This is a genomic window from Hyphomicrobium denitrificans 1NES1 (assembly GCF_000230975.2).
GTDB lineage: Bacteria > Pseudomonadota > Alphaproteobacteria > Rhizobiales > Hyphomicrobiaceae > Hyphomicrobium_B > Hyphomicrobium_B denitrificans_A.
The window spans coordinates 1,675,079-1,688,351 of sequence record NC_021172.1 but is presented as its reverse complement, the minus strand read 5'-3'; the positions used below and the strand labels follow the sequence as shown (position 1 = coordinate 1,688,351).

Annotated in this window: 11 protein-coding genes; 9 read left to right on the top strand and 2 right to left on the bottom strand. The window is 61.4% G+C overall.

Features of this window, described 5'->3' with window-relative positions; translation table 11 throughout:
* Nucleotides 1-3 precede the first annotated feature (3 nt).
* From HYPDE_RS08020 to gltX, 6 genes are all read left to right on the top strand, one after another.
* Complete coding sequence (locus tag HYPDE_RS08020) at nucleotides 4-759, top strand: SDR family NAD(P)-dependent oxidoreductase (protein ID WP_015597918.1); 756 nt, start codon at nucleotides 4-6, stop codon at nucleotides 757-759.
* Nucleotides 760-868: 109 nt separating this feature from the next.
* The gene (locus HYPDE_RS08015) at nucleotides 869-2,272 is read left to right on the top strand and encodes a class II 3-deoxy-7-phosphoheptulonate synthase (RefSeq protein WP_015597917.1); all 1,404 of its coding nucleotides are present in this window, start codon (nucleotides 869-871) and stop codon (nucleotides 2,270-2,272) included.
* Between the two features lie 89 nt (nucleotides 2,273-2,361).
* Entirely contained in the window at nucleotides 2,362-2,526 is a 165-nt protein-coding gene (locus HYPDE_RS19335) for a hypothetical protein (RefSeq protein ID WP_187290873.1), read from the top strand.
* 176 nt (nucleotides 2,527-2,702) lie between these two features.
* Nucleotides 2,703-3,116 carry a universal stress protein gene (locus HYPDE_RS08005; protein WP_015597915.1) on the top strand — a complete coding sequence of 138 codons (414 nt, stop codon included), beginning with the start codon at nucleotides 2,703-2,705 and terminating at the stop codon, nucleotides 3,114-3,116.
* A 97-nt stretch (nucleotides 3,117-3,213) separates the two neighbouring features.
* Entirely contained in the window at nucleotides 3,214-4,947 is a 1,734-nt protein-coding gene (locus HYPDE_RS08000; protein WP_015597914.1) for an NAD+ synthase, read from the top strand.
* Between the two features lie 68 nt (nucleotides 4,948-5,015).
* Complete coding sequence (gltX, locus tag HYPDE_RS07995; protein ID WP_015597913.1) at nucleotides 5,016-6,386, top strand: glutamate--tRNA ligase; 1,371 nt, start codon at nucleotides 5,016-5,018, stop codon at nucleotides 6,384-6,386.
* A gap of 6 nt (nucleotides 6,387-6,392) precedes the next feature.
* Here gltX and HYPDE_RS07990 read toward each other — a convergent pair whose 3' ends face one another.
* Complete coding sequence (locus HYPDE_RS07990) at nucleotides 6,393-7,604, bottom strand: DUF2865 domain-containing protein (protein ID WP_041320192.1); 1,212 nt, start codon at nucleotides 7,602-7,604, stop codon at nucleotides 6,393-6,395.
* Nucleotides 7,605-7,905: 301 nt separating this feature from the next.
* Here HYPDE_RS07990 and cysS point away from each other — a divergent pair, with 301 nt between their 5' ends.
* A complete protein-coding gene (gene cysS, locus HYPDE_RS07985; protein WP_041321014.1) occupies nucleotides 7,906-9,315 on the top strand; it encodes a cysteine--tRNA ligase in 1,410 nt (469 codons plus the stop codon).
* A gap of 301 nt (nucleotides 9,316-9,616) precedes the next feature.
* Here cysS and HYPDE_RS07980 read toward each other — a convergent pair whose 3' ends face one another.
* A complete protein-coding gene (locus tag HYPDE_RS07980) occupies nucleotides 9,617-11,329 on the bottom strand; it encodes a long-chain-fatty-acid--CoA ligase (protein ID WP_015597910.1) in 1,713 nt (570 codons plus the stop codon).
* A 331-nt stretch (nucleotides 11,330-11,660) separates the two neighbouring features.
* On the opposite strand from HYPDE_RS07980, the gene HYPDE_RS07975 reads away from it, so the two are divergent.
* Both HYPDE_RS07975 and HYPDE_RS07970 read left to right on the top strand, forming a co-directional pair.
* The gene (locus HYPDE_RS07975) at nucleotides 11,661-11,930 is read left to right on the top strand and encodes an acyl carrier protein (RefSeq protein ID WP_013215797.1); all 270 of its coding nucleotides are present in this window, start codon (nucleotides 11,661-11,663) and stop codon (nucleotides 11,928-11,930) included.
* 96 nt (nucleotides 11,931-12,026) lie between these two features.
* Nucleotides 12,027-13,271 (top strand): beta-ketoacyl-[acyl-carrier-protein] synthase family protein, encoded by a 1,245-nt coding sequence (locus HYPDE_RS07970; protein WP_015597908.1) that lies wholly within the window; start codon nucleotides 12,027-12,029, stop codon nucleotides 13,269-13,271.
* Nucleotides 13,272-13,273: the final 2 nt, after the last annotated feature.

The window sequence follows — 13,273 nt, the reverse complement described above, 5'->3', positions numbered from 1 at the left end:
GTCATGACACGTCTCAGCGGAAAAATTGCGATCGTCACAGGCGCGGGCGTCGGCATCGGCCGGGCTATCGCAAGGCGGTTTGCCGCTGAAGGCGCGCACGTCTGGGTCACCGATATCAACTGCGAGAGTGCCGAGGAAACCGTTCGCGACATCAAAGACAAGGGCGGCGCCGCGACGGCTATGGTCGTCGATGTCTCGAAGGGGCAGGATCTGACGGCGCTTATCCGCAACGTCGGCGTGGCGCATGCCCGGGCGGATATCCTGGTGAACAACGCCGGCATTCTCGTCCGTAGCGAGCTGCGCCAGCTATCGGATGCGGATTGGGATAAACTGCGCGAAGTTAATGTCGACGGCATTCTGCGGCTCAGCCGGGATGCGCTGCCGTTACTGCGCAAAGGCCAAAACCCGTCGATCATCAACATTTCGTCGATCATGGCGCATCGCGGCCTGCGGCCGTTGGCTGCCTACACGGCGACGAAGGGCGCCGTGACGGCGCTGACGAAGGGCCTGGCGGTCGAATATTCGCCTTTCAACATCCGTGTGAACTCGATCGCGCCAGGCTACATCGAAACGGCAATCACGAACCGTCTCCTGAAGCTGCCGCCCATAAAGAAGGCATTGATCGACAAGACCCCGCTGGGGCGGCTCGGCCAGCCCGAAGACCTCGTTGGCGCAGCGGTCTTTTTTGCCTCCGACGACAGCCTATATTGCACCGGCGCGGAATTGTTCGTCGACGGTGGCATGGCGGCGGGGCTTTAGCTTGCCCGGCGAAGCGTCGCTGGCGTATAAGCCCGGAACAAAGCGATGCGGAGCGGGATTGGGCGGCCGGCCGGAAGGTACGGCTCCGACCGCTCGCCAGGAGTAGAAGATGGCATCTGCCACACAATCAGAGAAATGGTCGCCGGATAGCTGGCGCACGAAGCCGATCCTGCAGGTTCCCGATTATCCGGACGCCAAAGCGCTGCAGGATGTCGAAGCCCGTCTCGCAACCTTCCCGCCGCTCGTTTTTGCCGGCGAGGCCCGCGATCTGAAAAAGCAGCTTGCCTCGATAGCGTTGGGCAACGGTTTTCTCCTCCAAGGCGGCGACTGCGCCGAGAGCTTCGCCGAGCACCGGGCCGACAACATTCGCGATTTCTTCCGCGTCTTCCTGCAGATGGCGGTGGTGCTGACCTATGCCGGCGGGCAGCCGGTAACGAAGGTCGGGCGCATCGCGGGGCAGTTCGCCAAGCCGCGCTCGTCGCCGACCGAAAAAAAGAACGGCAGCGAGCTTCCAAGCTATCGTGGCGACATCGTCAACGGCCCTGAGTTCACGGCAGCGGCGCGTATTCCCGATCCGATCCGGCAGCTCGAGGCTTACCGGCAGTCGGCGGCGACGCTCAATCTCATTCGCGCGTTTGCGACGGGCGGTTATGCCGACCTGGAGCGCGTCCATCAGTGGAACATGGGCTTCGTGAAGGACAGCCCCCAGGGCCACCGCTATCAGGAGCTTGCCGACCAGATCGCCGAAACGCTGCAGTTCATGCGTGCTTGCGGCATCACCTCGGAAAATACGCCCCAGCTCCGGACGACGAATTTCTACACGAGTCACGAAGCGTTGCTGCTCGGCTACGAGCAGGCGCTGACGCGGAAGGATTCGACCAGCGGTGATTGGTATGCAACGAGCGGCCACATGATCTGGGTCGGCGACAGAACGCGTCAGCCCGATCATGCGCATATCGAATACTGCCGCGGCATCAAAAACCCGATCGGGCTGAAATGCGGTCCATCGCTTGAGCCCGACGGTCTGTTGCGGCTGATCGACATTCTCAATCCGAAGGACGAGCCGGGCCGTCTGACGCTCATTTGCCGCTTCGGATTCGACAAGGTCGAGGCGCATTTGCCGAAGCTCATCCGCGCCGTGAAGAAGGCAGGTCGTACGGTGCTCTGGTCGTGCGACCCGATGCATGGCAATACGATCTCGGCTGTCAACGGTTACAAGACCCGTCCCTTCGATCGTATCCTCAGGGAGAGTCTGTCGTTCTTCGAGATCCATCGCGCCGAAGGCACGCATGCCGGTGGCATCCACGTCGAGATGACCGGCCAGAACGTGACGGAGTGCACGGGTGGCGCGACGGCGATTTCCGAGCAGGATTTGTCCGACCGCTATCACACGCATTGCGATCCGAGGCTCAATGCCGATCAGGCATTGGAGCTTGCTTTCCTCGTTGCCGAGCAATTGAAAAAAGAACGGGCGGCCGATGCGCGCATCGAGCCGAGGACACTGATCGCTTGAGACGAACGCTGCCGGCCGCATAAGAGTTCGGCCGGCACGCAGTCTGTCGTCGGTGCGGCGCATACGTGCCGCTGACGTGGGAGTCCGGCATGGTCTATCGTGTCGTCTTGGCGTTCGCATGCATCGTCCATGCCTCGGCCGTCACGGCAACGGACCTGCGGCCGACGATTGATCAGCAGGTCCATGACTCCGGGATATGCTGGGACCCCGACGTTGAATTTCCCGTACCCTGCGACGACGACGACGGCGATTAACGGTCGTTGCTCCCCTCTTCACCCACCCGGTGCGATATTCTGTGAGCGGAACGTTTTTCCAGCTAGTAAAATTGCATTCCGCCAAGTAAAATAAAGCGTCGCCCATTGATTTAAGACAATGGCGTACGTTTTAGCGCTCCATAACGTTCTCAGCGGTCCATACCAGTGAGGAAATCATGGTTCATAAAATACTCTGTGCTGTCGATGGCACGTCCCATTCCGACAAGGCCGTTCAGTTCGCAGCCGAGTTGGCGAATAGGCTCGGCTCGAAATTAACGATTGCTTCCGTGAACGTGATGATCGGTGGCGCACGCAGCGGAGCGATGTACATCAAAGAGGATAGGGAAGTGCAGCAGGTGCTCGATGTGGCAGAAAATGCTGCCACTGGCGCCGGCGCCAAAAACGTTGACACGGCCTTTTTGCGCAGCCGTGAGGCAGCAGCCGGAGTGGTCGCCTACGCCGAACAGGAAGACTACGACATCATCGTCACCGGAACAGGAGACAAGCATGGATTGTCGCGGCTCGTTCTTGGCTCTGTCGCCGCAGACATTGCAGGCCGGGCCCATTGCACGGTCATTGTCGCCCGTTAAGGCGTGACAACGATTGCCTTGAAGCGGCATAAGACGGACATCGGCGCGCTTGGCGAGTAATGGCGCGTCGGCCCGTTCTTGAGGATTTAGCCGCCGCATGCGCATCGCCCTTGCCCAACTCAACCCGACTGTTGGAGATCTGGTTGGCAACGCCCGGCGCGCCGCCGAAGCGCATGCCCAGGCGAAGACGCTTGGCGCCGACGTTATCGTCTTCCCCGAACTTTTTCTGAACGGTTATCCGCCCGAAGATCTCGTTTTGAAGCTGGCGTTTCAGGATGCGACGCGCGTCGAGCTTGAGCGTCTCGCGGCGCGGTGTGCAGACGGTCCGGCCATTCTGATCGGAACGATCTGGCGCGTGAATGGCAAAGTCTACAACGCCGTGGCACTGCTCGATCATGGCGGCATCGAAGCAGTCACTGTGAAAGCCGACCTTCCGAACTACGGCGTATTCGACGAAAAGCGCGTATTCGCGGCAGGCCCGATGCCGGGTCCGCTGAACGTGCGCGGTGTCCGCATCGGCGTACCGATCTGCGAGGACATCTGGGCTTCGGAAGTCGTCGAGACGTTAGCCGAAACGGGTGCTGAGATTATCATCTCGCCGAACGGCTCGCCCTTCGACTGGCACAAACCCGATACGCGCATGAATATCGCCGTCGCGCGCGTAACGGAAAGCGGTTTGCCGCTTGCGTATTTGAATCAGGTCGGCGGTCAGGACGAACTTGTCTTCGACGGCGCCTCGTTCGTCTTAAATGGCGACTGCAGTCTCGCCGTGCAACTTCCGGCCTGGCGCGAAGCGCTCGTATTGACGGAATGGCAACGCACGCCGCCCGGCTGGACGTGCAAATCCGGGGAGGTGGCGAAGCTCATCGAAGGCTCGGCGGCCGCCTACCATGCCTGCGTCCTGGGGCTCAGGGATTACGTCGACAAGAATAGCTTTCCGGGCGTCGTGCTCGGCCTGTCCGGAGGCATCGATTCCGCGCTCGTAGCTGCGATCGCCGTTGATGCGTTGGGACCTGACCGCGTGCACGCGGTCATGCTGCCATCAAAATTCACGTCCGACGAAAGTCTGGAGGACGCGGCTCAGTGCGCGAACGCCCTCGGCATCCGTTACGACAAAGTTTCGATCGAGCCGGCCGTTGCCGGACTGGCTTGGGGCCTCAAGGATCTCTTCGCGGGCACGAACGCCGATACCACGGAGGAAAATTTGCAGAGCCGCGTGCGCGGTACGATCCTGATGGCGATCTCCAACAAGTTCGGAGCGATGCTCGTCACGACCGGCAACAAGAGCGAGATGTCTGTCGGTTATGCGACCCTCTACGGAGACATGAACGGCGGCTTCAATCCGATCAAGGACCTCTACAAGACCGAGGTTTATGTATTGGCGCGCTGGCGCAATGCGCACCGGCCCGAAGGTGCTCTCGGCCCGCAGGCCGTGGTCATCCCGGAACGCATCCTGACGAAGGCACCGACCGCCGAGTTGCGTGCCAACCAGACGGATCAGGATTCGCTACCGCCTTATGACGAGCTCGACGACATCCTCGTCAGCCTGGTCGAGAAGGAAATGCCCGTTGCCGATGTGATTGCGCGGGGGCATGCTCCCGAAACGGTCAAGAAGGTCGAGCGGCTCCTTTATCTCGCCGAATACAAGCGCCGGCAGGCGGCGCCCGGGGTCAAGATTTCCTCCCGCAATTTTGGCCGCGACCGGCGTTATCCGATTACGAACCGGTTCCGAGAGGATATTCCATCGGAAAAGCTGCAGTCGGGAGCAGATGCCCCGAATGAAGCTGTCGAAAGTCCCGCGCTCTCGAAAAACCGGAAAATCGCGAAATAATTTGGCCGCCCTTGCCATCCGGCGACCGGTCAGTAGGGTGCAGCGCGTTCAAAACCTGAGACAATCGAATGAAACCGCGCGTCCGCTTCGCCCCCAGCCCGACAGGCCGCCTCCACATCGGCAATATCCGGACGGCGGCGCTCAATTGGCTCTATGCCAGGAAGAACAGAGGCAACTTTCTGCTCCGTCTCGACGATACGGACACGGCGCGCTCGACGGACGAGTTCGCGCAGGCCATCCGCGACGATCTCGAATGGCTCGGGCTCACTTGGGACATGGAAGCACGCCAGCAGGACCGGACGGCGCGCTATGAATCGCTGGCAGCGACACTCAAGGCCGAAGGCGTCCTCTATCCGGCATTCGAGACGGAGGAGGAGCTCGACCGGCGGCGCAAGCGGCAGCTCGCGATGCACCGTCCGCCGATTTACGACCGGGCGGCGCTAAAACTTTCCGATAGCGAGATCGCAGAAAAAATTGCGGAAGGCAGAAAACCGCATTGGCGCTTTCGTCTTCCGAACACGGCGGAGGGAACGGACCTCGCGCCGCAGCCGACGCTTGTTTCCTGGAACGATTTGATCCGCGGCGACCAGACGGTCGATCTCGGCTCGCTCTCCGATCCGGTTCTGATCCGCGAGGACGGAACATTCCTCTACACGTTCACAAGTGTCATCGACGACATCGACTTCGGCATCACGCATATTGTGCGCGGCGAGGATCACGTCACGAATACGGGCGTGCAGCTGGCGCTGTTCGAAGCGGCAGGTGCTACGCCGCCGGCCTTCGGTCATCACTCGCTCCTCATAGGTGCCGACGGTCAGGCGTTGTCGAAGCGCCTCGGCGCACTTTCGGTGCAGAGCTTCCGCGACCTGGGGCTCGAACCGATGGCAGTTCTCAGTCACGCGGCTCTCGTCGGCACCTCCGACGCCATTGAGCCGCTGACGTCGCGGGATGCGCTCGCCGAAAAGCTCGATTTCGCCAAGATTTCGACGGCACCGGGCCGTTTCGACGTCGCCGAGCTTAAGGCGCTCAACGGCAAGCTGCTGCACATGCTCGATTATGCCGACGTCGCGGAACGCCTGCGCGGGTTCGGCATCACGGGCGGGGAAAAATTCTGGAACGCCGTTCGTGGAAATCTCGAGGTATTGAGCGACGCGCGATTTTGGTGGGACGTGGTCACGAGCGATATCGAGCCGGTCATCGAAGATTCGAAGATGACGGTTGCGGCCGCCGACACCTTGCCGCCCGAGCCCTGGAGCGAGAGCACGTGGTCGGAATGGACCGCCGCCATCAAATCGCGGACCGGTGCCAAAGGCCGCGCGCTGTTCCATCCGCTGCGGATGGCGCTGACGGGGCGCGAGTCCGGACCTGAACTCAAAGCGCTATTGCCGCTTATCGGACGGGACCGCGCACTTGCCCGCCTTGAGGGCAAGCGGGCGTAGAACCAGCTACTGCTGCGATTCCGTCTGCCATCCACCGTTGTCAGCAGGCGCCGCCGGAGGCTGTTGGGATTGAGCCGCCATCGAGCGTGCGTCGAGTCCGGAGGGATCGCTCGCATGCTGCTGCTGCGGAGGTGGCGGTGACGACTGGGCTGGGACGTTCTCAGCCTTCTTCGGTGCGCTACCGTCCGCCGGTACATACTCAGCCGTTTTGCACGAGCAGCCTTTGACGACTTCCTTGCGGTAGCGGAAAGCGAATTTGAGTTTGTTGTAAGCTTCCTGCGTTCGGAGCGCGACGGCCTGATCGATCGATCCGCCGGGGTTGGGATAGTAATAAAGCTCCGCCGGGGCCGCGCACTTCGACGAGCAGGCGTCGGCATCCTGCGGGAAATGGCTCGGCAGCGTCGAGAAGCTCATCGGAAAATAATAACCGTCGCAGAGACGCACGCAGACCGTCCGATAGGTCTGGGCGCCGTTGGTTGCGCGCGGCGACCACGTGCTGCCGCCGCTCGATTCCTCGTCCTCCCACATGCCGTCGCTGCGCCGGCGTGCCATGTCGACATAGTTGGCGCCGCAGTTGTTGCGGGCGAGTTCCCGGATGATGTCGTCCTGGTAGGAATGCCCGGACGACCCGAGAATGTCCTGTCGGCGCGCATCGAGATCGGAGAGTTTACGCTTCGACGCTTCAACCTGCCGCGAGAGGTCTTTGCATTGGGGCGTGTTGCGAAGCGACTTCGTGAACAGGAAGTACTCATAGCAGCCGCGATCGAGCTGCGCCTTGCCGCTGTCGACAGCGCGTTCAAGCGCTCGGATTTCATCCTCGATGCCCGGCAATGCATCACGCGACTGGCCGCTCTTCTGACCTTCCTGAACCAGACGTTGTTCGAGCTGGTAGCAGATTGGATTTTTTTGCGACCAGTTGCCTGCTGACGGAGCAGGAGCAGGCGAGGGACTCCCGGGCGAACGCGGCGCCCCGGGAGCAGCCGGGGCCATCGGCGGCGGCGCATCCTGCGGCGCCGGTGCCGGAACGGCGTCCGGTTGCCGATAGACAGGCTCGCTCGGTACGGGCGGCCGAGGCGGCGGCTCGTCGTCGCCCCCGCCAAAGGGCCACCAGCTTTGGGCCGAAGCGGCGCTCGGAACAAAAATGAGCGCGAGGGTCACCGCCGCCAGTGTCAGCACGAGACGGCGAACGACAATTCCGACTGATTCCGCTCGGCTCACGCCAGCCTCTCGAACCCGCTTATCGAATCTGCACATAGCTGAAGGCGCCCGGTCCCTGAATAATTGGGGGCCACGGCGCCGTTTGGAAGCCTTAAGCAGCGATTTGCTACCCGGTCAATGCGGAGCAATTGCGACTGCACCATTTTTCCAAATGCATTCAGAGCCTTGACGGCAGAGACGGCAAATCGCTAAGGCGCTGGGCAGAAGTTATCCTCGCACCCCCGCCGTGTGCCATACTTCCGGCGTGGCCGCCCGGCGCGGTCTGACGCAGATGAAATCAAAAGACGGACGAGGTCGAGACTTGGCTCTGAAGCTCTACAACACGCTGACCCGTCAGAAGGCCGAATTCGAGCCGATCGATCGCAAGAACGTGCGCATGTATGTCTGCGGCCCGACGGTCTACGACTATGCCCACATCGGCAACGCGCGGCCCGTGATCGTCTTCGACGTGCTGTTCCGCCTGCTGCGCTACGTCTTCGGTAAAGAACACGTCACCTACGTCCGCAACATCACCGACGTCGACGACAAGATCAACGCCCGTGCCGCGCGCGATTACCCGGACCTGCCGCTCAACGACGCGATCCGCAAGGTGACTGAGGCGACGGAGAAGCAGTTCCACGAGGACATCGCCGCGCTCGGCGTCCTGCCGCCGACGTATGAGCCACGCGCCACCGAATACATCCGCCGGGACGACAGCCGCGAGACGATGGTGTCGCTGATCGAGACGCTCGTCCGGCGCGGCAACGCCTACGTTGCGGAAGATCACGTGCTGTTCGACGTCGCCTCGATGCCGGATTATGGTCGCCTCTCGAACCGCTCGCTCGACGAGATGGAGGCGGGCGCCCGCGTCGAGGTCGCGCCCTACAAGAAAGGGCCGATGGACTTCGTGCTCTGGAAGCCGTCGAAGCCGGGCGAACCGGCATGGCCGAGCCCGTGCGGGATTGCGGCGCCCGGCCGCCCCGGATGGCACATCGAATGCTCGGCGATGGCGGGCGCGCTGCTCGGACCGGAGTTCGACATTCACGGCGGCGGCATCGACCTGACGTTTCCGCACCACGAGAACGAGATCGCGCAATCGCGCTGCGCCCACGGCACGCCCGTGATGGCCAATGTCTGGATGCACAACGGCTTCCTGCAGGTCGAGGGCGAGAAGATGTCGAAGTCGCTCGGCAACTTCGTGACGATCCATGAGCTGCTGACGGACGGGTGGCCGGGCGAGGTGCTGCGCTTCAATATGCTTCGAACGCACTACCGCCAGCCGATCGACTGGACGAAGAAGGGACTCGAGGAAAGCCAGAAGATCCTCTCCGGATGGTTTTCGCAAAGCGCATTGGACACGAACGGCCAAACGGACCTGTCGCCAGCATTCATCGAGGCGCTTGAGGACGATCTCAACACGCCGAAAGCTATTGCCGAGCTTCACGGATTTGCCGCGCTGAAGGATGGAAAGCGGCTCGGCGCGGCGCTCGGCTTCCTCGGCTTCGATGGCGCTACGCTCAGAAAAGCCACCGAGCGCGCCGCCGAAACGGCGCAGTCGGTGGCTTTCAAGGTCGAGCCGTTGATCTCAGCCCGTCTCGAAGCTCGCAAGCGCAAGGACTTCGCGGAGTCGGATCGCATCCGTGACGAGCTCGCCAAAATGGGGATTTCGCTGAAAGACTCCAAGAACAAGGAAACCGGCGAAATCGAAACGACGTGGGAAGTCGCCAGGTAGAGACGAGGGAATTAGGGAATTAGGGAAGAGCCGGCTTTGCGGAAACCGGGTGCTGCGGAAATCGCCCGAACTGTTCCCCTCCCCCTTGCGGGGAGGGGTTAGGGGTGGGGGGTATTTGATTGGCGTGATGTGGCGGAGTGAACGGCAGCACGGGCGACGCGCTGCAAAATCGCGATGTAGGCGTGGTGAGCGATGATGATGAGAATACCGCTCTCGTGAACCGAACCCGGCGTGGATGGCCGCCTTCGCGGCCATGACGAGGGTGAGATGGATTTGATCCCCGATCCCCCATCCCTAAAACCTAACCCCTCTTGCTTCGCTCTTCGGCGGCGAGTTCCTTCTTCGACAACTTGCCGATCATCGTTTTCGGCAGGCTGTCGCGAAACTCGATCGCGGCGGGCATCTCGATTTTCGAGATCTTGGGTTCGAGATGCTTCAGGATGTCGGAGGCGGTGGCCGTCATGCCGGCTTTCAATTTGATGAAGGCTTTCGGCGCTTCGCCGCGATAGGCATCCGAGACGCCGATCACGGTCACTTCCTCGACCGCGGGGTGCTCGTAGATCGCTTCCTCGATGCGGCGCGGATAGACATTGTAGCCCGAGCAGATGATCAGGTCCTTGATCCGGTCGACGATCGAGAAATACCCGTTCTGGTCCATAATCGCGACGTCGCCGGTCCGCAGAAATCCGTCGACGAACTGTTTTTCGGTCTCGGCGGGCTTCTTCCAATAGCCTTTCATGATCTGCGGGCCCTTGGCGCAGAGTTCGCCCCGCTCCCCTTGCGGCACCTCTTTCGTCGGATCGTCGATGTCGCGGAGCGAGATGATCGTGCCGGGGAGCGGCGGTCCGATGGAGCCCGGGACAGGGTCCTTGTCGATCGGATTGCACGTCAGCACGGGCGAAGCCTCGGAGAGGCCATAGCCTTCGACCACTTTTGAACCCGAAACCGCTTCGAACTGGAGCTTGATTTCGAGCGGCAGCGGAGCGCCGCCGGAAATGCAAAAGCGCAGCGAGGAAACGTCGTAGGATCTGAACTTCGGATAATGCAGCATGGCCGTGAAGATCGTCGGCACTGCGGGCAAGACCGTCGGCTTCTCCCGGTCAATGAGCTTCAAGGCGTCGACGAGCTTGAAGCGCGGGATGAGAATGATTTTCGCGGCAAGCTCGATGGCCATGTTCATCACGACCGTCATCGCGAAGACGTGGAACAACGGCAGCACTCCGAGGACGCTTTCTTCACCCGATTTCAGGTTAACGCCCCAGGCCGTGATCTGCGCGGTGTTCGCCGTGAGATTGGCGTGCGTCAGCATGGCGCCCTTCGGCGTGCCGGTCGTGCCGCCAGTATATTGGAGGACGGCGACGTCGTCCGCCGCATTGATCTGAACGGGGACGGGAGCTTCGCGCGTGGCGGCAAGCTCGGCACCGCTGACGACTTTGTCCGCCGCCCGTGAACCGGCGACGTCGGCGATCTCGCTACGCTTGAAAATCGAAAACAGCAGGCCCTTGAGCGGCGGCAGGACGCTTCTGAACGGCACGACGATGGTGCGCCGGACGACGCCACGCACCATGAGTTCTTCGAGCTTCGGGAACAGAGCGGCTAGGTCATGCGTGACCATCACCTCGGTTTCGCTATCGTTTGCCTGAAAAGTAAGCTCTTCGAGAGTATATAGCGGGTTGAAATTGACAACCGTGCCGCCGGCTTTGAGTATTGCGTAATAATAAACGATGAATGTCGGGGTGTTGGGAAGAAATAGTCCGACTTTCGTGCCGCGGCCGATTCCTATCTGCTGCAGGCCCGCGGTTACCCGGTCGACCTCAGCGGCCAGATCGGCATAGGTTGTTGCGCGCCCAAGAAAGCTGATGGCCGTATTACGCGGGAAACGGCGCGCGGCCCGTTCCAGAAGCTCCGGCACCGGCCCGGTCGGGATTGGCATATACCAGTCGATCTCGGGGGGATATGAGGCAATCCAGGATGGGGAAGTGGACGCGGGCGGCTGGGCTGCTTCGGGCGTCATGGTCGTCCGGTCCGATTCAGGTGCTTGACCAAGTCGAAGGTGTTCGCTCTTCCGGTGCCGTTTCCGGCAGAAAGAGTCGCGGCCGATTGAACTACTTTTGACGCGCGAAGGCTAGCCGACGCGGGCCCGGACTCCGGCGGAAAATCGGCCTTTGAACAGGGAGTTCGATGCGTTCCGGCAGGGCGATTTCGACCCGCGACCGTCCGCTGCTGGACTTGGCAGACGTTTAAGGATAAGTGACCCCCCCGCTTGCTGATGTAGTGGTCTTGATTTAGGTAGATGCCAAGCAAAACTGGCCCATCGCAGAAGTCTGCGGGGGTGGGAGAGGCCAATGGACGAAGTCGCGACGAAGGTTATCGATATCCTTAAGAAGCATATGAAGGAGCCGCGCGACGATATCTCGCTCGACACCCAGCTTACCGATCTCAAGATCGAGTCTCTTGATCTTGCAATGATCGTATTCGACATCGAAGATGGTTTCGGTATCGAAATTCCCTACAATGCCAACGAAGAAGTCGAGGCGTTCAAGACCGTCGGCTCCGTCGTTGATCGCGTCAAATCGTTGATTGCGGCAAAGCAGGCGTCTGCCGCTAAAGCTTGACGATTTCGGCGACCAACTTCCCACGAAAGCGAACCATGCGGACGCCGGTCATGGCCGGAGCGTCCGCGGAGTCGTGAGACAAGAAAGAGCGAAGTAATGTCGAAGAGTAAACCGGGCCGGCGCGTCGTAGTTACGGGCCTCGGAGTCGTAACGCCGATCGGCACGACGGTCGACGAGTTCTGGGCTGGGTTGAAAGCCGGAAAATCCGGCGTCAGTCCGCTTGACGGCTTCCCGCTCGACGATCTCAAGATACTGATCGCCGCGCAGATCAAGGACTTCGATCCGAAGCAGCGCCTGAAGCACTTCAAGCGCGACCGCATCATTACTCTCGCCGACCGCTATTCCTGGTTCGCCGCCACTGCCGCCGACGAAGCCGTGCGCATGTCTGGTCTCGAACTGCCGGAAGCCGATCCCTATCGCTCGGCCTGCATCATCGGTTCGGGCGCTGGCGGCCTCGTCACGTTCGAGACCGCGTATCGCGATCTTTTCATTCATAACAAGCGCGCCACCCATCCGTTGACGCTGCTGCGCATCATCGGGTCGTCTGCGGCGGCCCACGTCGGCATCGAGTTCGGCGTCAAGGGTCCGACCTTCGCGACCTGCTCGGCCTGTTCGACGGCAACTCACGCCATCGGCATTGCCCGCGACTACATTCGGGACAATGTCGTCGACGTCGCGATAGCCGGCGCGTCCGAGTCAGTCATCAACTACGGGACGATGAAGGCCTGGCAGGCGCTGCACGTGCTGTCGCCAGAGGGCTGCTTCCCGTTCGCGAAGAAGCGCAACGGAACGGTACTGGCGGAAGGTGCGGGAATTCTCGTGCTCGAAAGCCTTGAGCACGCGCAGGCCCGCGGTGCAACGATCCTGGCCGAGCTCTGCGGATACGGTATGTCATCGGACAGTCAGGATATGGTGAAGCCTACCGTCGAAGGCCCGAGCGTCGCCATGCAGAACGCGCTCGACGACGCGGGGCTTAAGCCGGAGCAGATCGATTACCTGAATGCTCACGGCACGGCGACGATGGATAACGACATCAACGAGACGAAGGCAATCAAGAACGTCTTCGGGGAATACGCCTACAAGCTTCCGATCTCGTCGACCAAGTCGATGCACGGGCACCCGCTCGGCGCTGGTGGCGGCATTGAGGCCGTTGCCTGTATCAAGGCGATGCAGGAAGGCTGGGTGCCTCCAACGATCGGCCTTGATGAGCCGGGCGAAGGCTGCGATCTCGACTACATTCCGAACGTCGGCCGCGACAAGAAGGTCACCTACGCGATGTCGAACTCCTTCGCGTTCGGCGGCCTCAATGCGGTGATGATTTTCGGCCGCCCGCCAGCCTGACG